This is a genomic window from Halobacillus amylolyticus, assembly GCF_022921115.1.
Lineage (GTDB): Bacteria > Bacillota > Bacilli > Bacillales > Halobacillaceae > Halobacillus_A > Halobacillus_A amylolyticus.
Map to the genome: position 1 here is coordinate 115,607 of NZ_CP095075.1, position 24,496 is coordinate 140,102.

A 24,496-nucleotide genomic window follows, 5' to 3' on the forward strand; every position below is an offset into this window, starting at 1 on the left:
GCCCTTCAAATAAAGAATAGTTGTCCAACAATACAAGCATTTTTTTAGACGGATTCACAATAGGGGGTATATAATCCGAAATAGTCTTATTAGGAATGGTTTTGTTTCTGGAGTGCATAATAAGCAACGTTTATAAAGAAAGGGGATATTTACATGACATCAAACTTATTCAATCCAATAGAGTTGGGAAGTGCGAAGCTAGAGAATCGTGTAGGGGTTGCTCCTATGACACGGACAAGTGGAACATCGGAAGGTCTAGTTACTGACCAAATGGTCTCTTATTATTCAAAGTTTGCTCGTGGAGGTTTTGGGCTTATTATAACGGAAGGGGTCTACCCAGATAACAAATACAGTCAGGGTTACTTTAATCAACCTGGTATTATCGATGCTGAACAAGTAAATGCATGGAAAAGGGTTACAGATGCGGTTCATCAAGAAGGAGGTCAAATCATCGTTCAGTTGATGCATGCTGGTGCTTTGTCACAAGGTAACCGGTTCACAAAGGGATCCCTAGGACCTTCCTCAGTTCAACCAAAGGGGGAGCAGATGAACTTCTATGGCGGTGAAGGGGCATTCCCTTTACCAAAAGAGGCATCAAAAGAAGACATTGAAGAGATCGTAAAAGGATTCGTTGATGGATCAAAACGGGCGAAAGATGCTGGTTTTGATGGAATTGAAATCCATGGAGCCAATGGTTATATACTTGACCAATTCCTAACGGATTACACAAATCAACGTACAGATGAATATGGTGGTTCAACAGAAAACCGTGTTAGATTATCAGTTGAAGTTTCAAAGGCAGTTCGTGAAACTGTTGGTCAGGATTTTACAGTTGGCATACGTATTTCTCAAGGGAAAGTAAATGACTTTTCCCATAAGTGGGCGAACAAAGGAAAAGATGCTGAAATTATCTTCAGCCAATTAGGAGATGCTGGATTAGACTATATTCATGTAACGGAATATGAAGCTTGGCAACCTGCTTTTCCAGAAGGAGAAGGTACGGAGGCAACGGATTCCGCATTTGGTGATGGAGGTCCAACACTTGCTGGATTAGCAAAAAAATATGGGGAATTACCTGTCATTGCAAATGGAGGTCTGCATGACCCAGAAAAGGCAAAAGAGATTATTGAAAATGGAGATGCAGATGTTGTTACTTTAGGCCGCGGTGCTCTTGCAAATAGGGATTGGGTAAAGAAAGTTAAAAACAATGAGTCTTTAAAAGAATTTGAGCCAGAAAAAGTGTTAAGTCCTGATGCAAAAATTAAAGGTTTTGAAACCTAAGGATAGACGGTGATTTTCACTGTAATGTTAGCTTAGGAGGAATACAAAATGGCAAAAGTGTTAGCAGTATTGTCAAGTGGATATAAAGATGGGGAAAATAACTACGAAACAGGCTGGTGGGGTGAGGAATTATTTGCACCCATGGAATTGCTAGAAAAAGCTGGTCATCAAGTTGATTTAGCCTCACCTCTTGGGGGAAAACCTGACATTGATCAAGTAAGTATTAGTGAAGAATATGATCCTGAAGGGACATATAGGGCCCTATATGAATCAGGGAAAGCAGATGAAACGCAAAAACTCTCAGAATTAAATCCAACAGATTATGATGTAGTTTTAGTCATTGGAGGTCATGGTGCAATGTATGACCTTGCAAAAAATGAGGATTTACATCGTATTATTAATACGATTTATGATTATGACGGGATAGTCGCTGCGGAGTGTCATGGGCCAGCTCCGCTGATTTGGACAACACGCCCAAATGGAGAAAGCATCATTGCAGGCAAGAAAGTAACTGGTTATCCCGATGAAATCGAACCAGAAGGGTTATTGGATATTCTTCCTTTCAGCCTTGAACAAGAAATGACGGAAATCGCAAATTATGATAAAGGTGATCTTAACCAAAAAGCTCATGCTGTATGGGCAGACAATCAAATTGTAACAAGTCGAGACCCGTTCTCTTCTGAACTCATGGGAGAAGAATTAGTTAAAGCACTTGAAAAAGGAAAGAAGTAATAAAAAGGTGAAAGTTTGTTATGCTCGACATCACCTCAGTTATTCAAGAACGGACTCCTTCTGAACGGACAGGCATATAAGTTTGTTTTATCTTATGATCAACGGGATTTTTGGTAGTAAAGTCGGCACTTGGTTTTATAGGTGTTTTTTTCAATGAAGTAACGGTCTATTAAATTATAAGCAATTTGATATTGAACAATAGAATGTAGACATCATCAACCATCTAAACAATTAAGTAAACTCACCAGGAGGACTGACAATGAAAGCAGTGATTATTGATGATTACGGGAGTGCTGAACAATTAAAATATACGGAGGTTGATCAACCCGAGCTAAAAGACAATGATGTCTTGATTGAAGTGGTTGCGACTTCGGTCAATCCGGTTGACTGGAAAATCCGTGAAGGCTATCTCAAAGAGATGATTCCGTACAATTTTCCAGTTATTTTAGGGCTTGATGCTGCCGGTATTGTTAAAGAAGTCGGCCAAAACGTGACAGCGTTCAAGGTCGGCGACAAAGTGTTTTCTCGACCGGATATTACACGTAATGGAACCTACGCGGAATATGTGGCTGTTGATGAAAGCCTTGTTGCTAAAAAACCGGTCCATCTTTCCTTTGAAGAGGCCGCATCAATCCCGCTTGTTGGACTCACATCATGGCAATGTCTTGTTGACTTCGCTAATATCAAAGAAGGCGATCGGGTGTTGATTCACGCGGGAGCAGGCGGGGTTGGCAGTTTTGCTATCCAGTTGGCGAAAGCATTCGGTGCTTGGGTGGCGACCACCTGTAGCACGAAGAATGTTGATTTTGTTAAATCACTCGGGGCCGATAAGGTCATCGATTATGAAAGTGAAGATTTCACACAAGTCCTTCAGGATATAGACATTGTTTTTGATACGCTGGCCGGTGACATTCAAACGCAAAGTTATGATGTTTTAAAAGAAGAAGGTATTCTGGTTTCAATTGCTGGCCAGCCCGATCAAGAATTGGCCAAAGCGAAAAAGGTGAAAGCCGGCTATGTTTTCCTTGAACCTGATGGTGAACAGCTTGCCAAGATCGGTGAACTGATTGAACAAGGAAAGATCCGCGCAAATGTGGGGACAGTGATGAAACTAGAGGAAATTCAAGAAGCCCATCGATTAAGTGAAACACATCATGCCAAAGGAAAAATCGTCCTCCGTGTTGGGTAAGGTAAGGAAAGAGTACTTACGATCAACCCTCACTTTTTTCAGGACAAAGGAGTGAAATAATATGTTTTCAGACTTTAGCAACCTATATATTTCCGGAGAGTGGCGAGAAGGAACGAGTGATAGAACCGTTACGGATATCAATCCCTATACACGAGAGACGATTGTTGAGATTCAAGGGGGAACAGCTGAAGATCTAAATGAAGCTTATGAATCCGCACAAAAAGTTCAAAAAGAATGGGCACAAGCATTACCACAGGCTAGGCAAAAAATTCTCGAGAAAGCGGCAAATCTGATGCTCGAGAATCAGGAAGAGATTATTAACTGGTTAGTTAAAGAGTCTGGCAGTACAAGGATTAAATCGATGGTCGAATTTCAAGCGGCGTATAGCGACATTAGAGAAGCGGCCGGTTATCCATTGCGTATGACAGGATTGATTGCCCCCTCTAAAACAGCTGGGAAAGAAAACCGGGTGTATCGCGGGCCCCTTGGGGTTATCGGTGTCATTAGCCCGTGGAATTTCCCATTGCATTTGACCATGCGGTCTGTCGCGGCGGCTATAGCAACGGGTAACGGCGTTGTGATCAAACCAGCGACTGAAACACCTGTCACCGGCGGGCTATTAATTGCTAAATTGTTTGAAGAGGCAGGACTACCCGGCGGTTTGCTTAATGTTGTCGTTGGTCGGGGGTCTGAAATTGGCGACCATATGGTGACGCATCCGATTCCATCGTTTATTTCCTTTACTGGTTCAACAGACGTCGGCCGTCATATTGGAGAATTAGCTGGCCGAACCTTAAAGAAAACAGCACTGGAACTTGGTGGAAACAATGTCTTCATCATGCTTGAAAATGCGAAAATTGAAGAAGCGGTGGAATCAGCCGTTTTCGGCAAGTTTTTGCACCAAGGGCAGGTGTGTATCGCCGCCAACCGCATTCTAGTTCCCGAATCAAGGTATGATGAGTTTGTTGAGGCCTTCAAAAATAAAGTAAGTAACCTTAAAGTCGGCGATCCAGATGATGCTAAGACCAATGTCGGGCCGGTGATTAATAGTGGTCAACTGAAAGGCATTCTAGAGGACCTCGAATCAAGCATTAACCAGGGTGCCCATAAAGTTTTGGGCGGAGACGTCAATGGAAATATTCTTGAGCCAACGGTTCTCGTGAATGTAACGAATGATATGCCAATCGCTAAAAATGAAATTTTTGGCCCGGTCGCTCCGATTATTTCATATAAAGATGAAGACGAGGCCGTTGACATCGCCAACGATTCACCATATGGCTTAAGCGGTGCCGTACATTCTGGTTCATTAGAACACGGGGTAAACATCGCTAGAAGACTCCATACCGGTATGGTTCATGTCAATGATCAATCGATTAATGACGAGTCCCACGTCCCGTTTGGCGGGGAAAAAGAGTCAGGCCTTGGTCGATTTAATGGGGATTGGATTCTTGAAGAATTCACGACTGTGCAATGGGTATCTGTCCAACACGAAAAACGCGATTACGGCCCTTATTTTGATTGATGGCTAGGTTTAGAAAAAATGAAAACATGCTAAAGACCACATTCCATGCAAAGAATGTGGTCTTATTTTGTCATTTAATTTAACTTTGACGGAAGTGTTTAAATAGAGTGCAAGATTGCTTTGGGAAGTGATGTGTCTTTCCCGCTAATGCCCGTTTGTGATATAAAGCAGCAATTGGGTACACCCTATTGATAAGGAATTATTGAGTTTATCCCTTTGATCTTCCACAATACAGTTAAAAAAGGGTGAGGTATTATGACGATTATATTATTTCTCTTAGCTGGATTAGCTGAAATCGGTGGTGGCTATCTTATCTGGCTTTGGCTAAGAGAAGGAAAACCTTTTTATTTTGGGATAATAGGTGGCTTATCCTTAGCTATGTATGGAGTCATAGCTGCGTTTCAAACCTTCCCATCTTTTGGGAGAGTATATGCAGCCTATGGAGGAGTTTTTATTATATTATCTGTACTTTGGGGATGGGGAATTGATAAAAAAACACCGGATACATATGATTGGATTGGCGCAGCAATATGTCTGGTTGGGGTGTCAGTGATGTTGTGGCCTCGTAATTAACTTACACTATCTTTAAAAATGCTTATCGTTGTAAATCCGCGTTTTCCCTGGTGCTACCCTTGTAGCTTGGATCTTGATACGTAAAGGGAATACCAAAGAATATATAAAATTTGCGAGCTACTTTTCTACGTATGGAGTGTTACAAATGGTTAGAATGCCCTCTCCGTTATGCTGTAGTCACGGAGAATTTAACAATTCAAGAGTGTCAGACATTACTAAGAAACGTTGAATCTCAACTACAGAATAAAGATATCGGTTATGTGATGGTCCAGCACACGTGGCCCCCCTCATGAGGATTCTCTTTTATGTCACCAACATAATCACTATTTGTACGCCTCCATACCTAGTCTTGGAGGCATTTCTGTTTGTTCAACTGATTATAACCGGTCCAAAAAGAGTCGTAGATGGAAAAAGGGAGAATGGGAAAGCTCCAGTCTCAGGATTAAAAGCATAAATCTAGACAACTTTTGTATTATTTATTACACTACACAGTAGGGTATAACAAAGACGATAAAAGGAGGCATTTTTACATGGAATTCTCACCAGAAATGAAACACCGATTAAAACGGGTAGAGGGACAAGTACGTGGTGTGCACAAAATGATGGAGGAAGAAAAAGAATGCAAAGACATCATCAGTCAACTTTCTGCAGTAAGGGGTGCCGTTGATCGTACCATCGCATTTATCGTTTCTCAAAATTTAGAACAATGTGTTCAAGAACAAACTGCTAAGGGAGAGGACACATCTAAGATGGTTCAAGAAGCAGTTGAGTTATTAGTTAAAAGTAGATAAAAAACTTTTCCATTTAACCCTTCTATAATTAAGGAGGAAAAATAAAAGCATATGATTATTGCTTTTTATTTTTATTTGTTATCATACCCATAGATGTATATGTATATATAAAACTGCAGGGAGGTAGAATCTAATGGAGGAACAAAAGAGAACAACCATTGTATTATTCAGCGGTGATTTAGATAAGGCAATGGCTGCCTTTATCATTGCCAATGGTGCTGCTGCTTATGGTCATAAAGTGACAATCTTCTTTACATTTTGGGGGGTGAATACCCTGAAGAAAGAGCAAGCGATATCGACGAAGAAGGGTTGGCTTGAGAAAGCTTTTGGTCGGGTGATGCCCAGGGGGCAAACAAACTAGGGATGTCAAAGATGAATTTTGCTGGTATGGGTCCTAAAATGATCAAGCATGTTATCAAAAAGCATAATGCTATGCCATTACCACAATTAATGGAATTGGCTCAAGAGCAAGATGTGAAATTAGTGGCCTGTACAATGACGATGGATCTATTGGGCATCCATAAGGAAGAATTAATGGATGATCTTGAGTATGGAGGTGTCGCCGCCTATATCGGTGATGCGGAAGAGGCTAGCACGAACTTGTTTATTTAATAAAATTGCATTGGAAAGCAAAGAGTAACGTAAGGGTGTATTTTTTGTTTACCTTATACCTATACAGGTAATTGTATATGGGGAATGAAAGGAGGCATAAAGATCATGTTTGGTTCTGTTGAGACGGTTTCTGCAGATGATGTGTTGACACGTAAGCAGCAAGCCGAAAAGGTACATTTGATCGATGTCCGGACAAAAGACGAGGTAGATAGCGGGAAAATACCAGGTGCACTGCACATTCCTTTGCATGAGCTACCAGAGCGAATGAGTGAAATCGAAAAAGGAAAAGAATATATCCTTATTTGCCGTTCGGGTAACAGGAGTGGAAAAGCAGCAAAGCTGTTAAAACAAAATGGTTTTAAGGTACTGAATATGAGTGGCGGTATGATGAAATGGAAAGGTGAACGTGAGTAATTTTATTTAGGAGGTAGTGAAATGGATATCAAAGCAAACCATGTTCTTGATGCGAAAGGTCTCGCCTGTCCGATGCCGATTGTCAAAACAAAAAAGACGTTGAATGATCTTGAGCCGGGGCAGGTGATTGAAGTTCAGGCAACAGACAAAGGATCCACAGCAGACATTCAAGCATGGGCTAAAAGTACAGGAGAACAATACCTTGGAACCGTCGAAGAAGGGGACGTATTGAAGCATTATTTAAGGAAGTCCGATCCCGAAGAGACGAAAGAACCGACGAAGCATCCGTATGTTACCTCATTAGAAGAATTGAAGGAGAAAATAAATGGGGAGGAAAAGATGACGATTCTGGATGTACGTGAACCGGCTGAATATGCCTTTGGTCATATTCAGGGGGCGAAATCGACTCCGCTTGGTGATTTAGATGAGCATATTAACGATTTACATCAGGAGGATGATATTCACGTGATATGCCGTACCGGTAACCGGAGCGATTTTGCTGCACAGAGGTTGTCAGAACAAGGATTTAAAAACGTTAAAAATGTTACCCCGGGCATGACGGAATGGGACGGTCCGGTTGAAAAACATGAAGGAGGAAATGAAGATGAGTAAAAAAGTTGCGATTATTGCCGCCAATGGAGGATTGTTTGATGCATACAAGGTGTTTAACGTTGCCACAGCTGCAGCAGCTTCTGATTCAGAGGTAGGGATTTTCTTCACCTTTGAAGGGCTGAATCTGATTCATAAGGAAGCGCATAAAAACCTGCCGATTCCAGAAGGAAAGGAACATTTTCAGGAGGGGTTCAAAAAAACAAACGTGCCTCCGATTGAGGAAATGCTCGAAGTGGCCAAAGAACTTGATGTTAAACTGATTGCCTGTCAAATGACCATGGATGCGATGAGCCTAGAAAAAGAGGACTTTATTGAAGGTATTGAAGTCGGCGGAGCTGCAACATTTATTGAATATGCGCAGGATGCCAATATCTCACTGACATTTTAAAAAAGTTGAGGGAAGACAAATCCTTCTAGTAGGAGGGAAGCAAAATGAAAGTATGGGTAAGCTTTTTAACCGTTATGGTTTGGCTGTTTTCGAATAATACCGGAAGGTTAGTATTTGCAAGTGAAGATCATGGTCAGAACAGTGATGGATCCAATATGATCAACGGTTCGACGATGATGGATAATGGCATGTTCGGATTTGGATTCCTTGGCATGCTGATTTTCCTTGCATTAATTGGGGTCGTTGTCTATACGGCTGTAAAGCTCGCAAATAGAAAAAAGTGATCAATGAACGATACAATTTCGAAGTAAAGGAGGATCAATAACGATGTCATTACGAAAAGCTACAGCAAAGGAAATCGCACAAAAAGTGATCAACCGAGATGGATTATTTATATTGGATGTTCGTAACGAATCTGAATTTAATGATTGGCGGATTGAAGGTCCCCAAGTGGAAGTCATCAATAAACCGTATTTTGAATTATTAGAGGGTGTGGACCCAATCATTGATAAACTTCCAAAGGACCAACAAATTCTCGTTGTTTGTGCAAAAGAAGGCTCTTCAGAATTTGTAGGAGAAATGGTTGTGGAGGCCGGGTTTGATGATGTGATGTTTATGGAAGGCGGTATGAAAAGCTGGAGTGAACATCTTGAACCCTTGGAGATCGGAACTGTCTCAGGCGGTCGTCTTTATCAGTTTGTTCGAATCGGGAAAGGCTGCCTATCTTATTTGATTGAATCGGACGGTGAAGCAGTGATTGTCGACCCGGCAAGAGACATTAAGGTTTATGAAGACTTTGCCGCTGAGAAAAACCTTACGATCAAGCATGTAATCGACACACACTTGCATGCGGATCATATTTCCGGAGGACGTACGCTTCAAGAAAAAACGGGAGCCACTTATTGGTTGCCACCAAAAGATGCAGAATCCGTGAACTTCTCCTATCAACCATTGAAAGAAGAAAGCGATATTGTCTTTGGCAATGGAGAAGTAAAAGTCGAAGTGCTTTATTCACCGGGGCATACTATTGGCAGCACGTCCCTCATCGTCAATGATCAGTACTTGTTAACTGGTGATATTTTGTTTGTCGCCTCCATCGGCCGACCAGATTTGGCCGGGAAGGCAGGAGATTGGGCGAGCTATCTTCGAGAGACACTATATCAACGATATAAAGAATTGTCTGATCAGTTGATTGTTCTTCCGGCACACTTTGGACAGCCGAGTGAACTGAATAAGGACGGTAGCGTTCAAGCAACACTGGGTACGTTGTATCAAGAAAATCCAGGGTTGAAGATTGATGATGAATCCACTTTCAAAAAGCAAGTATCTGAAAATCTTCCGCCACAACCAAATAGTTACCAGGACATTCGTGAAACAAACATGGGGCAACAAACGCCTGATGAATCAAAACAAAGCGAAATGGAAATTGGACCAAACCGCTGTGCCGTAAACGGTTAATCAATCAAAGGAGGAATAAAAAATGAGTATCAAAGCAGACCAAACATTAGACGCTAAAGGGCTGGCTTGCCCGATGCCAATCGTCAAAACAAAGAAAGCCATCGATCAATTGGATGCCGGACAGGTGCTGGAGATCCATGCCACGGATAAAGGAGCAAAAAGTGATCTGTCCGCATGGGCCAAGTCAGGTAATCATGAATTACTGCAAGATACAGAAGAAGAAGGCGTTTTGAAGTTTTGGATTAAAAAAGGTTAAACAGCAATGAACAAGGGTCCATTGTGGCCCTTTTTATTGATTAAGGGGGGAGAGGATGGACCTAGCTTTTATTGTAACGATATTTCTCATTGGCTTTATAGGGTCCTTATTGTCCGGAATGCTAGGCATCGGCGGCGCCATTATCAACTACCCCATGTTGCTGTATATCCCGGTCTTATTGGGATTTGCAGGATTTAATGCTTATGAAGTCTCAGGTATTGTAGCTGTACAGGTGTTTTTTGCGACATTATCAGGGGTTTGGGTCTACCGAAAAGGTGGTTATTTAAACAAAAGTTTGATTGTAACCATGGGGATCAGCATTTTAATTGGGAGTTTGATCGGTGGGTTTGGCTCTCGCTTACTAACCGAAGAAGGGATCAACCTTGTATACGGAACATTGGCTGTCATGGCTACTGTTATGATGTTCGTCCGTAAAGAAGGAATAGATGAACCCCATATTGAGCCACTCGATTATAACAAAATAGTGGCAGCTGTTCTGACCTTTGCTGTCGGGATTGGTGCAGGCATTGTTGGTGCAGGCGGGGCTTTTCTTCTCGTTCCTATCATGTTAGTTGTTTTAAAAATTCCAACAAGAATTACGATCGCTACTTCATTAGCGGTAACGTTTATTTCCTCCATCGGTGCAACAACGGGGAAAATAGCAACAGGCCAAGTTCCATTCATTCCAGCCCTTGTCATGGTTGTAGCTAGCTTGATTGCCTCACCGCTAGGTGCAACAGTAGGTAAAAAGATCAATAGCAAGTATTTGCAAAGAATATTGGCATTATTAATTTTAGCTACAACGATTAAAATCTGGTTTGATATTTTATATTAATTTTTAACGGTCTCAATATAGGAGCCAAGTGCAGGATGATATTCTTTTTCGTAATGGCCTTGTGGGCAGGATTTAACAATTTGGCTAGAGAGTAGGCTCGTTTGGCCGATTGTTAATGGTTCTTTGCATTTTGGGCATTTTTCAGTAAAAAGATTCTTTATGACCATTCTTTAAACCTCCTCATATATAATAAATATATCAAAACCAATCTGTATACTTGGTATTATACCAGGAAAATAGAAATGATGAAAACGATTGACAACTATGCCATTAAGGCAAAATTGGTTTAAGATGATACGTTAAAGGGGATTTTTATTAAGAGTTATAAGAAAGGGGATAGTTTGATGTTTCATTATACAGTGGAGGCCAATCATTCGGTTGGGGAAACAGTACAAGTGTTAGAAGGGATACTGAAGGACGAAAAGTTTGGGGTTCTATGGGATTTCGATATTAAGGAGACTCTGGAGAAAAAAGGATTCGATTACGATCGCAACTACAGAGTGCTTGAAGTTTGTAATCCTGAGGCGGCAAAAGAAGTTTTAACACAGAATCATATGGTTGGTTACTTTCTACCTTGTAAAATTGTTGTATATGAAGATCAAGGGAAGACCAATATAGGGATGCCGAGGCCAACGGCGCTTATTGATCTTACAGGAGACGAATCATTAAAAGCATTTGCAGAAGACATTGAATCTAAGCTTGTGACATGTATGGACAAAGCAGCCACCGAGGAGTAACTATGTAGACTTATTCAATTTAAAAAGCACATTTGTGAGCAACGAAAGCCCAATTTATTGGTTTTTATAATCGATGAATTGGGCTTTAAGGTATCAGACAGGAGGAATATGAAATGGCATATACCTCCTGGCCATCTCGCGTTACTGATATTACAAAAAAATACGATAGTTGGTTAACTACCGCATCTTCATTCCTTCCATTCTCTTTAGTCGCTCATCAATCATATCCACTTTTTCTTTAATTTGTCTGGTTGTCTTCATATGTTCCATCATCATTTGTTTCATTTGATCCATTTTGTCCATTTCCATCATCGGCATATTCATTTCCGTTCGTCCTGTGTAATAAGGGTAATAATGTGGGGGCTGAGAATACAATTTTTCATCACTCCTATAATGGGTGTTTTCACATTATTATATGGATACCTCCAATACATGTGCTTTCTTTAGCTTTCAATGTTCTTTAGAGTACACCCTGTGCAGACAAATAAAAACCCTGTAATATCAGGGGTGTGAAATGTCCATTCAGGGTTGTTCAACATAATTGAGGTGAAAATCATGATATTTGGATACGCATGGTTATGTTTCAACGAGCAAAATTTAGACCGTCAGGCTTGAGAGTTAGAAGCCTATGGTTGTGAAGATATTGCTTTGAAAAATAAAGTCGGATTATGGAGTGGCCATAATATAATAATGAAAAATGAGCCTTTTCCAGATGGAATTGTTCCGTAAACGGAGGGGGATTATGGATAAGTCGTCATTTGAAACCATTTGTACATAAAAACGTATATCTTAACATAAAAAAAGTTGCATCGGTTTTATTTAAGTTGATGTACAATATAAGAAATGGAGGTAAACAATATGGGATTACTAGACCCTTCAACGTTTACAGGGGCCCTTTTAATAGGTGTCATTGCTGGTCTTATCACCGGTGGATCTGGAGGATTTTTCTATGCTAAAAAAATATATAAAGTTGATCAAAGTTCAACGATAGATAAAAGCACTAACGTCAATCAAAAGGGAATAGGGCAAAAATCGGAAATTAATAATTATCGAGATAGGGAGTAAGGAGTGTTTTTATGTCAGATGAAATAAAAGATCAAAGGATAACTGTTAACCAAAAAGGGGTTGGACAATCTTCTACTATAAATATGATTAATCAAAGAAGTATGGAGCGAATTCATGAACTTTTGGAAAAGGGAAAAGTAGTTGAAGCAGCAGATGAAATGAACCAGGGTTTACAGTTAGCTCAGAATAAACATCCTTATGCTCCATGGTATAAGTTTGGGAGTAAAATGGTAGGGGATCGTATGATATTCACTCATGTTCCTGTAAGTCCAGACTCATTAGAACGTTATCCTATGGAAACGAAAGGTAAATTTAGTGTTGTAAAGAAAGAGGAATACAAGGGAAAATCCTTAATGAGATTACTTGAAGAAGACTATTTCAAAGGACAAGGGATAGAAGTTGAAATGCTGTCACTAGATGTTTTTATAGATGGTAATCACGTGGGTTCTGAATTAAAGCAACTCCCTCCTACAGGTAAATGGATAATTTCTGCTTCCGAAGAACCTCCAATCATTCCGGTGAAGCTATATTTCAAAGATGAATATGTATCTATATTAGACTACGTATTGTTAAGAACATATGACTATGATCAAGACAAAAATATATTATATTTCTCAAACGAACAACAACAAGTCCCTTACTTATTGAAAATTTTTATAGATAGTAATTCGTCAAAAATCAATTTCAACTATTCTATCCGTGAAGAATATAGCAAGAATGTTATGGCAAATCTAAACTATTGTTTGTTTATACAGAAAACTTCTAGGCCGACGAAAATTGCAATGCGAGACTTAGAACAGGATAGTGATATATTCGTTGCGAACAATACATATAAAGCTGAGGAGACAATCTCTGGGATTGATTATGAAATTCGTTTTCTAGAAAAGTTAAGAGAAATTGAAGAAAATTTTGGAGTAGAATTCACTTTACCTAATCGAGAAGTCACTAAAGACGAGGAAGATGCTTTAGATTACTTGTACCTCATCAGCTCTGGAGAGAAAATCGAAGAAACATTTAATAATCTTACTTTTAGGACGAGTAGTAAAAATTCTGTGCAAAATATAATTTACCATCATAAAGAAACTAAAGAAGGACTAAAATCAACATTTCAGATTGGAATACAAACTATCGATCTATTCGGCTGCCACTTTGATGTGACCGGTCATACCTTTTATCAAGACTTTGACAATGTTAAATTAACAAAGGTACGTAAACTTGAAAACCTTGTCGAACATATGGACGAAGACGATGAAGTTGAGGTTGGTATTCATTTCGTCCCCGCATCTAATAATAAAATGGTTTTCTACTCAATAAAAAAGCCTTTCCATAAACCCCTTTTGGAAAAAAGTTATTAAATTGTTATTAAACTAACCGGACAAATTTGGTAAATGTATTACACTAAGTGAAACTTATAATAAGGCTTACTTTATTCATCAGCAGAACAATTTTTAATGTAATGAGGGATGGTCATGCGGAAAAGGAGAATTTGTGTTCTAGCAGGAAACGGTTTGACGATTGACCTTATTAAGCACTTGGCTCTAGATATTGATCCTGCTTCTCCTCTAAAATCTTTTCATAGCCCTGATATAGATTTTAGTTCTTTTATTCATCAGTTACGATCTATAGAAGATGAATTATTGCCTCTTTCTCAAAATCAATCAGATTTTGATGCGATGAATCAATTCCTGAATTATGGCAATTGGGATAATGGCTCAAAAGAGTCTGATCTCAGAAAATTTTTGGCTTTATCATATTCAACACTTCAACTAGAAATTGACAAATATAAGTTATTTGATTGGTCATGGATGAAATGGATGAAAAAATATAGAAAAGATATTGTAGGTTTTGTATCTTTTAATTATGATTTGATTCTGGAAAAAACTTTTAGATTTGCTGATCCTTCGAGAGGTTATTTTAGAATGGGCACTAATAATGAACGAGGCGGAGTTCCATTTTTCAAACCACACGGTTCTATAGATTTCGAGTTACCCATTGGTATTGGCTTTGGAGATGAAGATTCTGCTTGGAGCTCTTCCTTAACTGGTAACCAGGTTTTAGATGAAAATGGAAATGGATATATTACCTCAATTCCTTATGACGATGTTACCCAATATAGAAAGCAACCAGATATAATCCCTCCAACTCAAGAAAACTATCATGAAAAGATGTCATGGGTACAAGGTTTATTTAAAAATTACTCTGACTTTACTAAATATTTTGATGTCAATACATTTGTAATCGTAGGACACTCATGTGCTGATGTAGATAGAAAAGAAATAAATTATTTTATAAGACAGTTGCCTAGAGGGTGTTCTTTTTATATTGTTAATCCTTCATATGAATCTAATTTGATAAAAGAACTTGTATCTTTTATCGAATCTGAAGGGCATAAAGTAAAAAAATTAATTAAGTATGGACCACCATCCTTATAAATTGAACCTAACAAAATGTCTGTTTTTGTTTATTTCGGTTACCCCGACTGGAATGTTATTTAACACAATCACATAAATAAGTTTATATAAAAACATACTTTTATAATTAGGTTCTCGATCTTCAACAATCACATCATACTCTTTGGAAGAAATTCTTCGTTGGGAAAACTAATGGGATCTAACGATTACTTAAATATCTATAAAAAGTAGCTCTGCTAATGTCAGCTGCATTGAGTATTTCCTCTATACTATACTCTCTACTATCATACATTCGAAAGGCCATATCCAATTTGGATTGGTCTTTTTTTGGTCGACCTCCTTTTCTTCCGCGGGCTCTAGCTGCATCCAATCCGGACCTTGTCCGTTCAGATATAATGTCACGTTCAAACTGCGCTAATCCACTAAAAATCGTGAACACCAATTTTCCCATCGCTGTTGTGGTATCAATATTTTCATTAATAGAAACAAAGTTAATGCCCTTATCCTGGAAGCCATTGATTAGATCAACTAAGTGTTTTGTGCTACGACCAATTCGATCGAGTTTATAAACGACCACCGTATCACCTTCACGTAGATACTTCATCATTTCTGTAAATGCTGGGCGATCTTTTTTCGTTCCTGTGATTTTTTCTGAGTAGATGTTTTTCTTTTCTACACCATATTTATTTAACGCGTCAAATTGCATATGTAAATTTTGATCTTTTGTACTGACCCGAGCATACCCAAATAACATATTTTGTAACCCCTTTTGAAATTCGTTACATATATGTTATCAAAAAGGTTATTTAATGTACATATTAATACTTTGTTTTTGATACGACTTTTGAAACTGGTATATCAAGGATTGAGGAACAAAATATCTTCTTTGGAGGATTGTTATCAAAAACGAACGTTACTGATAACGTATGTTGATCCGGTATAGATTTTATGATTGGATCGATAAAAGGTGACCTTAAAAATAAACGAGCGGGTGATTTTAATGGATAGTATTGTAGAATTTATTTCAAGTATAGTCCTTATTTTTGGTTGGTTTACCCTGACCGTTGGGGCGATCGGTAGTATTGTGTCACTTTTTTTAGGAGGTATATGGATAATCGTTCCATTCTTAGTTGGGGTTACTGGAATTATTGGCATCTGGATTTCAAAAGTGTTAATAGGAATTATAGATTAATGTCTAATTGGGGCATGTGTACATCACAGTAGTTTTAGTATAAAAGTGAAACACTGTTGTTGAGTGGAAATAAAGTTGTTCAGCAATCGGGCCACGTTCGACAAGTTGTAACTGCTAGACTAAACTAGACAGATTTTGATTGATAGATTTGAACACTTTTTTCTCAATTCGGTTTATCATGGCGCTTGATCCAGTCACAGGTACGATTATAGGATTAATCATTCTTTGGGCAGCGTGGGGAATCTTTAAAGAAACCGCCTTAATTTTAACTGATGGGATCGATCCAGAAGAGATAAGCCAATACAAAGAATCGCTATCGGATGTTCAGGAAATAGTGAAGGTCAATGATGTGAAAGCGAGAGTTTCGGGAAATAAGGTTATTATTGATGTTGCTATTACTCTTCAATCAGATTTAACAATAAAGGAAATGACTCATGTAAGCGAAAAAATTAAAGAATTGATGCAACAGCAACATAACAGCCTCATGACATTTGTTGAGATACAATCTTCAGTTAAATAATTGTTAACTGGAGGTTTTTATATCTTCGCAAAACCTAAACCGAAAACAAAATGAAATTAACAAGCTGAAGTAAATTAGTTGATAAAAAGTGTTGTGTCGCATATTATAATAATCAAATGATTATTTGATTAAGGGGTGGAAAAATGAGTTCTAGTGATCGCTGCGAAATATTTTGCTTTGATGAAAAAAAGGTCAATCGCGTGCAAAGCCAACTGGATGAAATAGATTTTGAATCTACAGTGACGATATTTAAAGCTCTTGGTGATCCAACGAGAATCAAAATTGCCTTTGCTCTGACACAAGAGGAAGAGTTATGTGTGTGTGACGTTGCCAATATTATCGGTTCTTCGCTGGCTACGGCCTCTCACCATCTTCGATTACTGCGAAATCTGGGTATTGCAGGTTACCGAAAAGAAGGGAAGTTGGTTTTTTACTCGTTAAAAAATAAACATCTTGGATCTTTAATTCCAACCGTTTTAGAGCATCAACAGGAAGAAGTGGTTTCAAATGGCTGACAGTGTACAAATGACAGAACCAAAAACGAATTTTCGTGTTCAGGGTTTTACCTGAGCAGATTGTGCTGCTCAGTTTGAGCAGAATGTCAAAGATTTGCCGGGCGTACAAGATGCCAAAGTGAATTTTGGTGCTTCCAAAATCTCTGTTTACGGAGAGGCTTCCTTGGAAGAGGTTGAAAAAGCAGGAGCCTTTGAAGGATACAAAATTTATAATGAAAATGAACAAGTCGCTGACGAGAAGGTTCCATTTTGGAAAAATAAAGCGATGATTCAAATTGCCTTGGCAAGTGTGTTGGTGTTAGTAGGCTGGTTGCTGAGTCTTAATACGGGAGAAGAGAATGTGGTACCCATTCTCTTTTATGGTTCAGCTATGGTAATCGGGGGCTATGGTTTATTTTTTAAAGGACTTCGCAATTTAGTGCGTTTTAGATTTGATATGAACACTTTGATGACCGTAGCAATCATTGGGGCTGCCGTGATTGGGGAATGGAGTGAAGGTGCGATTGTCGTATTGTTGTTTGCGATTAGTGAAGCACTTGAGGCTTACTCCATGGATAAAGCCCGTAACTCCATACGTGACCTGATGGACATCGCACCCAAAGAAGCTCTCATTCGCCGAGGGAATGAAGAAATGACGGTATCCGTCGATGATATTCAAATTGACGACATTATGATCGTCAAACCCGGACAAAAGTTGGCCATGGACGGTTTGGTTGTCAAAGGAACATCAACCATCAATCAGGCAGCTATTACCGGTGAATCGATTCCAGTTTCCAAATCAAAGGATGAAGAAGTCTTTGCCGGGACCTTAAACGAAGAAGGATTGTTGGAAGTCCGTGTCACGAAACGGGTGGAAGACACGACCATTGCTAAAATCATTCATATGGTTGAAGAAGCCCAAGCTGAACGTGCGCCTTCTCAAGCTTTTGTCGATCGTTTTGCGAAGTATTATACGCCGGCGGTCATTATTGCCGCCTTTTTAATTGCCATTATCCCTCCTCTTCTCTTTAACGGGGGATGGAGCGAATGGATTTATACCGGGCTTGCGGTTTTAGTTGTCGGTTGTCCTTGTGCACTGGTGATTTCAACCCCCGTATCAATCGTCACTGCAATTGGGAATTCTGCCCGAAATGGCGTGCTCATTAAAGGCGGTGTGTATCTTGAAGAAGCCGGCGCACTATCTGCGATTGCCTTTGACAAAACTGGTACGTTGACCAAAGGGGTTCCTGAAGTAACCGATCTCGTTTATTTAGAAGAAGAAGAAAACTGTGAGCTTTTGGGCATTGCGGCCGCCATTGAAAAAGGCTCCCAACACCCGTTAGCCGCAGCCATCGTTCAAAAAGCTGAGGATGAGCAATTAGATATAAGTTCTTGGTCGATCGATGAATTTAATTCTTTGACCGGTAAAGGTGTTCAAGCCAAAGTCAACGACGCGACCTACTATGTCGGCAGTCCGAAACTCTTTAACGAATTGTTGTCATCGGGACTTAATAGCGAGGTATCATCTCAAATTGAAACGCTACAAAAACAAGGTAAAACCGTAATGGGACTTGGAACGAACGAGAAGATTCTCTTACTCATTGCTGTAGCTGATCCGATTCGGGAAAGCAGTCAGGAAATTATTCAGAAACTTCATCAACTCGGGATCAAAGAAACCATCATGCTTACCGGGGATAACGAAAATACAGCTCTGGCGATTGGAAAACAACTTGGCATAAGCAAGGTAAAAGCAGAGCTGCTTCCTGAAGATAAGCTGAATGCGATTAAGGAATTAAAGGAACAGCATAAGGTGGCCATGATTGGTGATGGCGTTAATGATGCGCCCGCACTAGCTACAGCCGACTTAGGTATTGCCATGGGAGGGGCTGGGACCGATACGGCTCTTGAGACAGCAGATATTGCTCTTATGGCTGATGACCTAGATAAACTGCCGTTTACCGTCAAGTTAAGCCGAAAGGCATTGCAAATCATAAAACAAAACATCAGCTTCTCGCTAATTGTAAAGGCTGTGGCTTTATTGCTAATCATTCCGGGATGGCTAACTTTATGGATTGCTATTCTGGCAGATATGGGAGCAACACTACTGGTCACCTTAAATGGGCTTAGGCTCCTTAGAACAAAAGAATAATGCAGAAAAAATATCTGAAAGTCGGTCATTTTACTAAGATGACCGACTTTCTATCAAGAGGGATTCTAACAATGAAAAATACCTCCAACCAGACGAAATACAAACTCTTAGCACCGGCCTACGACCTTTTTATGGGTAATCGATTCTTTCTAAATGCACGGAAGAAGGCATTTGAGAACATTCAATTTAAAGGAAACGATCGCGTGCTTCTGGCAGGTGTAGGGACTGGCAAGACCTCCGTTTGCTTCCAGACCATATAAATATTGTGGGCATTGATATTTCTGAAGGGATGCTTGCCCGTGCAAAGGAAAAAAGACCAAATGCAGAAACTCAACTTATGTTGATGAACGCTGAGCAGCTAGATTTTAAAAATGAATCTTTTGATGTTGTGGTACTTCATTTGATTTTAAGTGTCGTAGAACATCCCAACCAAGCGCTGATGGAAGCATTACGGGTTGTAAAACAAGACGGTAGGATCTTAATTTTTGATAAATTTTTACCCAATGGCCAAAATCCTTCGATAGTCCGAAAGCTATTTAATATTTTTAGTACAACAATAGGAACAGACATTAATCGTAACTTTGGAGAAATCAGTAAAGGAGTCCCCTTTCGTACAATTACAAATGAAAGGTCCATCTCCGGAGGTTACCGAATTATCGTTTTAGCAAAAAGCGAGTAAAAAGAATCTAAGACGATCAAATAAACTTAATCTTAAACTGACCCAGTGCAATTGCGGTGAAGAGTTAGCCTAATTTCTTAGAGTTTCAAGCGAGAAATTAGGCTTTTTTTACTCCCTAAATGTTGTAAATCCGCACTTTCCTGATGCTACAACATTTAAGGATCTTAGTTGCTAATCAAAAATTTATCCTTTTACAGGGAATTGATCTCATGACAAATAGCTCTTAAATAAAATCGTCATTTATTTCTGAAATTCACAGTAATAAATTCTCTTCTTCGTATGCGTGTTATCAACGTTATTGATAAGTATATGGATTTTATGTGTGAAAGAGTATCTTCAACAATACGAACGGTCATTTAATGGAATAATGCCTAATTGATAAAAAATGATAAAATTTATTATTGACCCTGTACCATAGTACGGAGTCCATACTAATAACTGAGGAGGGGATGAAGTGGAAGGATTAACAATAAGCCAAGTAGCCAAAGAAGCAAATGTCAATATTGAAACCATTCGATATTATGAAAGGCGTGGATTGATTTCTGAGCCTCCTCGAACGGAATCAGGTTACAGAAAGTTTCCTCTAGAAGTCGTGGAAGATATTAAATTTATCAAGCGAACGCAGGATTTAGGGTTTACTCTCGAAGAAATTAAAAACCTTTTAGCTGCTTCAAATGATGAAAAGTTTCGTTCTGAGGAAATGCACGATTTTGCAACAAGTAAAATGAAAGAGATTGAAGCGAAAATCCATGATCTACACAAAATGAAAACATTGCTTGAAGACTTGGCAGAAAAGTGCCCTGGTTCTGGGATATCAAAAAATGAATGTCCAATTATTAAAAATTTTAAAGGAGTGAATTAGAAATGGCTAAACGATTAGTAGAAGTATTTACGGCGGGGTGTAGTGTTTGTGAGGGTTCGGTGCAAGAAGTGAAAGATTTAGCTTGTGATAATTGCGAAGTAGTGGTTTATGATTTAAATAAAAAATGCGACACACTCGAATGTGAAGCAAAAGCGAAAGAGTATGGTGTGAAATCTGTTCCAGCCGTTGCAATCAATGGGAAATTGGTCAGCAACAACGGCATCGACACCGATGCGTTAATAGCAGCTGGCTTAGGTCAATAAATAACGAATGGCAAGGGTGAGATTCTCACCCTTGCCATTATTATGCAAGAAAGGAGAGTTTTTCGTGAATAAGGCGATTTTAAAGAATGTAACAATTATTTCATATGTCATTGCCATTACATTTATTATCACGATGATTACGGCTTCGGTCATGTTGAATAATCATCAAATTATTTTGCCGGAACTTGCTGCAATGGCGATTGCCATGTGGGTATATCGAGAAGCCGGATGGATCAGGCAACCATCAAAGATTCTTTTTGCCCCGTCCCTCACTGCTGTCATTGGCTTTATGGTTAATCTATTACCCATTTCTTATGTAGGAAAAGTAGGTATCACCCTTATGCTTTTGATGCTCTTACTGCGTCTCATTCGATCGAATCTGGCACCATCTATTGCAACAGGCTTACTGCCAGTGGTGATAGATGTAGACGGATGGTCATTTATTATATCGACTTTCATTCTTACTTTCATATTGATGCTTGGGGTTCTACTATTTAGATTAAATAACGGGCTTGAGAAGAAGGTGAAGATACAGTACAAGTACATGGTCGTGTTTTTAGCGTTGAATTTCGTCTGGATTGGTTTAACTTGGGCCGTTGGCTATCCCCAACTAGCAGCAATCCCACCTATATTGATAACGTTGATAAATATGATATTAATGTACATTCTGTTGCGGATTGTTGGTGTCCGTATCCCAGCAGTGTACGCTTTTCCATTGCTCCCGTTTATCTTTCCAGATAAAGTGGTAGCGATGTTGCCGTTAGGTTCATTGGTTACATGTGTATTTCTGTTTAGTTCAGTTTTAGCGTATAAAAAGGTGGAAATAAAACAACGGGAAAAAAGGGTCCTAATGTGACGTAAAAAGGATCATGTATGAAGGGACCTGTAAAGTAAGCAGTCTGATGATCAGAAATTACCTTGAAAATTGTGTGACACGCGATGTTCGTTCCGATGATCCGGAGACCGTATAACGCACGGACGAAGAAATCATGAAGGTTTTCCATAAATATTCAGAGTAAGGAGCGAGACCAATGAAGATAGAGGTCCGGTGTGCCCGGTTGCAAAAGTTGTGAAGCAACAAAAAAGCGTGTTCAAGACGTCCTAAAGGATTTTCCGAGTGTACAATTTGGTGAAATTGACTCTTTGGAAGAGCCAGAACGCATAGAATCTCTAGGTGTGATGACTTCGGGTGCGATTGTCATCGACGGAGAAGTGGTTTTCTCCAGCCTCCCGAAAGAAAAAGTACTTCGCCATAAAATTGAGGAAACGATGACATGAAAAAAACCATAGCTTCTATAGCGTTAGCCATTGTTGCTGTTGTGGTCGCCTATCCCTCAGTGAATTGGGAGGCTGATAAAGAAGCAGCTGAAACGGAAAATGTGACATTAAGTAACGGTGTTCAAATCGCTTTAACCGAGAAGGAAGCTGCGCTTTCCGGCAATCCCGGTGAGAAAAAAGTCGCTTTGACAGGTCTAGGTTTATTCTGAACAAGCTGTCAAGCTGCGGTCACAGCTGCGTTAGAGGAAACTGATGGTGTTCAATCCCCCATGTCAACTTTGAACAGGATCGCGCAACCGTGGTCTATCAGCCAGAGGTTGTATCAACCAAGGAAATTAAACAATGTATTACCGATCTTGGTTATCAAGTTAGTGACGTGAAGGAGGTTCAGTTTTGAATACGATTTATGACCAATTAGACGGAAACTGGGCTGTGTCTCCTTTCTCGTACTTATTGGTTTTGTTAGGCGGAATTCTTAGTGCCGTGAGTATTTGTTATGTACCGATTTTAGTTATGTTTATGTTTAGTGGTTATATGGGCAAACATGCGTAAGAGGGAACCGGTAAAGCCCTTCGGATTACGGTGGGTTTTACCGTCGGTATGATCATCACATCGGCTGTGATCGGTATTGTTGCTACCTTTGTCGGTAAGTCCATCATGACATTGTTTACGGGATACATTCTTGAATGTATGGATCCCTGCCGTTGTCGGTATTCTGATGGGGCTACAGCTACTAGGGGTATTTAAAATTTCACCTCAGGCATGGGCATTTGCACTTGAAAGAAAATAAGGTAAAGGCTTGCCAAAGTGGCCATTTAGTTATTGTAGAACACCTTTTTGGAATTAAGATGGAAGGAATAATTTTTGAAATGCTTGTCAATATGGCCTCATTATTTGCTGTGTTTGTTATTCATCGAACGGAAAAAGAGATGCGTCTAGCCAGGAAGATTTATCAAAGGCACATATCCAACAGGCTAAAGCTATTGTCATTACTTCTGACTCATCGAAAGGGGAATTAGAAGCAGATCGGTACAGTATTGTGATTACGATTGCTGCAAAGATTGCTAATCCAAGTATAAAGATCCTTACTGAAATTCTCACAGCGAAGCAATCGGAACATGCCAAAAGAGCAGGGGCTACTACTATAATCCCAGCTTATGAATCTTTGGGCAGGGAAATGTATTATCAAATTTATAATAGTGGAATAGAGAGTTTCAATAGATAGCACCACACGTAACCATTTTATAGATGGAAGGTTAGTCAATCCGGAGATACCAACAAAGGGTCAGAAGTATATATTTGAAAATCCTTCTTTCCTTTGATAACTTCGGATATATATGGTAGAAAGAAGAGTACGTTATTCTTAAAGAAGGAGAGATAATTTATGAACAAAACAGAATTAGTTAATAAAGTTGCTGAGGATTCTGAGCTATCAAAGAAGAATGCAGGTAAAGCCGTGGATTCTATTTTGGAATCTATTACAGAAGCACTTTCAAACGAAGATAGTGTTCAAATACTAGGTTTTGGTAACTTTGAAGTAAAAGAAAGGTCAGCACGTAAAGGTCGTAACCCGCAAACAGGTGAGGAAATAGAAATTGCAGCAAGTAAGGCACCTGGATTCAAGCCAGGAAAAAGCCTTAAAGAAGCAGTAAAATAAGATAATTTTAAAATCAGCATTATACATTGACCCTTTTTTGTCTTGGGGGATAATTTTATCCTGTTATTAACAACAAAAGCCAACTTCTTTTTTAAATAAGCTTTCTAGAAGATTTGTTGATACATTATAATTCATAGGTGCAGTTTAGATTGTTGTTCAATTCACAATTTATATCTGAATTGTGAACTTGTAATGTATGTATAATTATCTCCTCGATATTCCATATATTAGCAACTTATTCACTATCCTTTCAGATGTTTATTTAAATCCTTGTCTAATCAATAAAATTGAATTTTGTGTCAATTTAAAATAAACAAATTTAGGTAAGACAACTGAATAGTATCACATACCAAAAAGGCTCTTGCAATTAGCAAGAGCTTTTTTGTATCTGTATAAAGATGTAATTCAATCGGTATAGGAACATTTGTTCCTATACCGATTGAATTATATTATAATGTAATCGATCATAAATTTAAATTAAGTGTATTTTCTAAGTAATATAAGTCTACACATCCTCAATGTAAAA

The 24,496-nt window shown here is 39.1% G+C and carries 34 protein-coding genes and 1 pseudogene; 32 read left to right on the plus strand and 3 right to left on the minus strand.

Annotated features, from left to right (window positions below):
* Positions 1-153: 153 nt before the first annotated feature.
* The 14 genes and pseudogenes from MUO15_RS00620 (at position 154) to MUO15_RS00685 (ending at position 10,663) form a co-directional block, all read left to right on the plus strand.
* On the plus strand, positions 154-1,281 hold the full coding sequence (locus MUO15_RS00620; protein ID WP_245032627.1) for an NADH:flavin oxidoreductase: 1,128 nt from the start codon (positions 154-156) through the stop codon (positions 1,279-1,281).
* A gap of 48 nt (positions 1,282-1,329) precedes the next feature.
* On the plus strand, positions 1,330-2,013 hold the full coding sequence (locus MUO15_RS00625) for a type 1 glutamine amidotransferase domain-containing protein (protein WP_245032628.1): 684 nt from the start codon (positions 1,330-1,332) through the stop codon (positions 2,011-2,013).
* Positions 2,014-2,272: 259 nt separating this feature from the next.
* Positions 2,273-3,202, plus strand: a complete 930-nt coding sequence (locus tag MUO15_RS00630; RefSeq protein ID WP_245032629.1) for an NADP-dependent oxidoreductase — start codon at positions 2,273-2,275, stop codon at positions 3,200-3,202.
* 61 nt (positions 3,203-3,263) lie between these two features.
* Positions 3,264-4,724 (plus strand): aldehyde dehydrogenase family protein, encoded by a 1,461-nt coding sequence (locus tag MUO15_RS00635; RefSeq protein WP_245032631.1) that lies wholly within the window; start codon positions 3,264-3,266, stop codon positions 4,722-4,724.
* A gap of 255 nt (positions 4,725-4,979) precedes the next feature.
* Entirely contained in the window at positions 4,980-5,297 is a 318-nt protein-coding gene (locus MUO15_RS00640) for a YnfA family protein (RefSeq protein WP_245032633.1), read from the plus strand.
* 530 nt (positions 5,298-5,827) lie between these two features.
* Complete coding sequence (locus tag MUO15_RS00645) at positions 5,828-6,088, plus strand: metal-sensitive transcriptional regulator (RefSeq protein ID WP_245032635.1); 261 nt, start codon at positions 5,828-5,830, stop codon at positions 6,086-6,088.
* 133 nt (positions 6,089-6,221) lie between these two features.
* A pseudogene (locus tag MUO15_RS00650) lies at positions 6,222-6,700 on the plus strand (DsrE/DsrF/DrsH-like family protein).
* A gap of 105 nt (positions 6,701-6,805) precedes the next feature.
* Positions 6,806-7,114, plus strand: coding sequence for a rhodanese-like domain-containing protein (locus MUO15_RS00655; protein ID WP_245032637.1), 309 nt, complete (start codon positions 6,806-6,808; stop codon positions 7,112-7,114).
* A 21-nt stretch (positions 7,115-7,135) separates the two neighbouring features.
* Positions 7,136-7,726: a sulfurtransferase TusA family protein gene (locus MUO15_RS00660; RefSeq protein ID WP_245032639.1), complete on the plus strand. Its 591-nt coding sequence runs from the start codon at positions 7,136-7,138 to the stop codon at positions 7,724-7,726.
* Positions 7,719-8,114, plus strand: coding sequence for a DsrE/DsrF/DrsH-like family protein (locus MUO15_RS00665; protein WP_245032641.1), 396 nt, complete (start codon positions 7,719-7,721; stop codon positions 8,112-8,114). The genes MUO15_RS00660 and MUO15_RS00665 overlap by 8 nt, the downstream gene beginning before the upstream one ends.
* Positions 8,115-8,158: 44 nt before the next feature.
* On the plus strand, positions 8,159-8,398 hold the full coding sequence (locus MUO15_RS00670; protein ID WP_245032642.1) for a hypothetical protein: 240 nt from the start codon (positions 8,159-8,161) through the stop codon (positions 8,396-8,398).
* A gap of 43 nt (positions 8,399-8,441) precedes the next feature.
* Entirely contained in the window at positions 8,442-9,572 is a 1,131-nt protein-coding gene (locus MUO15_RS00675) for an MBL fold metallo-hydrolase (RefSeq protein ID WP_245032643.1), read from the plus strand.
* 22 nt (positions 9,573-9,594) lie between these two features.
* On the plus strand, positions 9,595-9,828 hold the full coding sequence (locus MUO15_RS00680) for a sulfurtransferase TusA family protein (RefSeq protein ID WP_245032645.1): 234 nt from the start codon (positions 9,595-9,597) through the stop codon (positions 9,826-9,828).
* 55 nt (positions 9,829-9,883) lie between these two features.
* Positions 9,884-10,663 (plus strand): sulfite exporter TauE/SafE family protein, encoded by a 780-nt coding sequence (locus MUO15_RS00685; protein ID WP_245032647.1) that lies wholly within the window; start codon positions 9,884-9,886, stop codon positions 10,661-10,663.
* Here MUO15_RS00685 and MUO15_RS00690 read toward each other — a convergent pair.
* Complete coding sequence (locus MUO15_RS00690; RefSeq protein ID WP_245032649.1) at positions 10,660-10,830, minus strand: hypothetical protein; 171 nt, start codon at positions 10,828-10,830, stop codon at positions 10,660-10,662. The genes MUO15_RS00685 and MUO15_RS00690 overlap by 4 nt on opposite strands.
* Positions 10,831-11,007: 177 nt before the next feature.
* Between MUO15_RS00690 and MUO15_RS00695 the strand changes: the two genes are divergently transcribed.
* A complete protein-coding gene (locus tag MUO15_RS00695; protein ID WP_245032651.1) occupies positions 11,008-11,400 on the plus strand; it encodes a DUF302 domain-containing protein in 393 nt (130 codons plus the stop codon).
* A gap of 177 nt (positions 11,401-11,577) precedes the next feature.
* Here the strand turns inward: MUO15_RS00695 and MUO15_RS00700 are convergent, their stop codons facing one another.
* Positions 11,578-11,724: a hypothetical protein gene (locus MUO15_RS00700; RefSeq protein WP_245032653.1), complete on the minus strand. Its 147-nt coding sequence runs from the start codon at positions 11,722-11,724 to the stop codon at positions 11,578-11,580.
* A 534-nt stretch (positions 11,725-12,258) separates the two neighbouring features.
* On the opposite strand from MUO15_RS00700, the gene MUO15_RS00705 reads away from it, so the two are divergent.
* The 3 genes from MUO15_RS00705 to MUO15_RS00715 all read left to right on the plus strand — a co-directional run bounded on the left by MUO15_RS00705 (position 12,259) and on the right by MUO15_RS00715 (position 14,897).
* Positions 12,259-12,465 (plus strand): hypothetical protein, encoded by a 207-nt coding sequence (locus MUO15_RS00705; RefSeq protein ID WP_245032655.1) that lies wholly within the window; start codon positions 12,259-12,261, stop codon positions 12,463-12,465.
* Positions 12,466-12,476: 11 nt separating this feature from the next.
* A complete protein-coding gene (locus MUO15_RS00710) occupies positions 12,477-13,820 on the plus strand; it encodes a hypothetical protein (protein WP_245032656.1) in 1,344 nt (447 codons plus the stop codon).
* A 114-nt stretch (positions 13,821-13,934) separates the two neighbouring features.
* Complete coding sequence (locus MUO15_RS00715) at positions 13,935-14,897, plus strand: AbiH family protein (RefSeq protein ID WP_245032657.1); 963 nt, start codon at positions 13,935-13,937, stop codon at positions 14,895-14,897.
* Positions 14,898-15,075: 178 nt separating this feature from the next.
* Here the strand turns inward: MUO15_RS00715 and MUO15_RS00720 are convergent, their stop codons facing one another.
* A complete protein-coding gene (locus tag MUO15_RS00720) occupies positions 15,076-15,630 on the minus strand; it encodes a recombinase family protein (RefSeq protein ID WP_245032658.1) in 555 nt (184 codons plus the stop codon).
* Positions 15,631-15,876: 246 nt separating this feature from the next.
* Between MUO15_RS00720 and MUO15_RS00725 the strand changes: the two genes are divergently transcribed.
* The 14 genes from MUO15_RS00725 (at position 15,877) to MUO15_RS00785 (ending at position 23,970) form a co-directional block, all read left to right on the plus strand.
* The gene (locus MUO15_RS00725) at positions 15,877-16,068 is read left to right on the plus strand and encodes a hypothetical protein (RefSeq protein WP_245032659.1); all 192 of its coding nucleotides are present in this window, start codon (positions 15,877-15,879) and stop codon (positions 16,066-16,068) included.
* A 148-nt stretch (positions 16,069-16,216) separates the two neighbouring features.
* A complete protein-coding gene (locus MUO15_RS00730; protein ID WP_245032661.1) occupies positions 16,217-16,588 on the plus strand; it encodes a cation transporter dimerization domain-containing protein in 372 nt (123 codons plus the stop codon).
* A gap of 143 nt (positions 16,589-16,731) precedes the next feature.
* Complete coding sequence (locus MUO15_RS00735) at positions 16,732-17,103, plus strand: ArsR/SmtB family transcription factor (RefSeq protein WP_245032663.1); 372 nt, start codon at positions 16,732-16,734, stop codon at positions 17,101-17,103.
* The gene (locus MUO15_RS00740) at positions 17,096-19,231 is read left to right on the plus strand and encodes a heavy metal translocating P-type ATPase (protein WP_245032665.1); all 2,136 of its coding nucleotides are present in this window, start codon (positions 17,096-17,098) and stop codon (positions 19,229-19,231) included. The genes MUO15_RS00735 and MUO15_RS00740 overlap by 8 nt, the downstream gene beginning before the upstream one ends.
* Positions 19,231-19,491: a hypothetical protein gene (locus MUO15_RS00745; protein ID WP_245032667.1), complete on the plus strand. Its 261-nt coding sequence runs from the start codon at positions 19,231-19,233 to the stop codon at positions 19,489-19,491. The genes MUO15_RS00740 and MUO15_RS00745 overlap by 1 nt, the downstream gene beginning before the upstream one ends.
* Positions 19,473-19,910 (plus strand): class I SAM-dependent methyltransferase, encoded by a 438-nt coding sequence (locus MUO15_RS00750; protein WP_245032668.1) that lies wholly within the window; start codon positions 19,473-19,475, stop codon positions 19,908-19,910. The genes MUO15_RS00745 and MUO15_RS00750 overlap by 19 nt, the downstream gene beginning before the upstream one ends.
* A 454-nt stretch (positions 19,911-20,364) precedes the next feature.
* Entirely contained in the window at positions 20,365-20,772 is a 408-nt protein-coding gene (locus MUO15_RS00755; RefSeq protein ID WP_245032670.1) for a MerR family transcriptional regulator, read from the plus strand.
* Between the two features lie 2 nt (positions 20,773-20,774).
* Positions 20,775-21,035, plus strand: coding sequence for a thioredoxin family protein (locus tag MUO15_RS00760; protein ID WP_245032672.1), 261 nt, complete (start codon positions 20,775-20,777; stop codon positions 21,033-21,035).
* Between the two features lie 64 nt (positions 21,036-21,099).
* On the plus strand, positions 21,100-21,891 hold the full coding sequence (locus MUO15_RS00765; protein ID WP_245032674.1) for a hypothetical protein: 792 nt from the start codon (positions 21,100-21,102) through the stop codon (positions 21,889-21,891).
* Positions 21,892-22,085: 194 nt separating this feature from the next.
* Positions 22,086-22,313: a thioredoxin family protein gene (locus tag MUO15_RS00770; RefSeq protein WP_245032676.1), complete on the plus strand. Its 228-nt coding sequence runs from the start codon at positions 22,086-22,088 to the stop codon at positions 22,311-22,313.
* A complete protein-coding gene (locus MUO15_RS00775) occupies positions 22,310-22,522 on the plus strand; it encodes a hypothetical protein (protein WP_245032678.1) in 213 nt (70 codons plus the stop codon). The genes MUO15_RS00770 and MUO15_RS00775 overlap by 4 nt, the downstream gene beginning before the upstream one ends.
* Positions 22,523-22,706: 184 nt before the next feature.
* Positions 22,707-22,865 carry a hypothetical protein gene (locus MUO15_RS00780; RefSeq protein ID WP_245032679.1) on the plus strand — a complete coding sequence of 53 codons (159 nt, stop codon included), beginning with the start codon at positions 22,707-22,709 and terminating at the stop codon, positions 22,863-22,865.
* Positions 22,866-23,205: 340 nt separating this feature from the next.
* Positions 23,206-23,538 (plus strand): NAD-binding protein, encoded by a 333-nt coding sequence (locus MUO15_RS22045; protein ID WP_396266336.1) that lies wholly within the window; start codon positions 23,206-23,208, stop codon positions 23,536-23,538.
* 159 nt (positions 23,539-23,697) lie between these two features.
* Positions 23,698-23,970, plus strand: coding sequence for an HU family DNA-binding protein (locus MUO15_RS00785; RefSeq protein WP_245032680.1), 273 nt, complete (start codon positions 23,698-23,700; stop codon positions 23,968-23,970).
* Positions 23,971-24,496 lie beyond the last annotated feature (526 nt).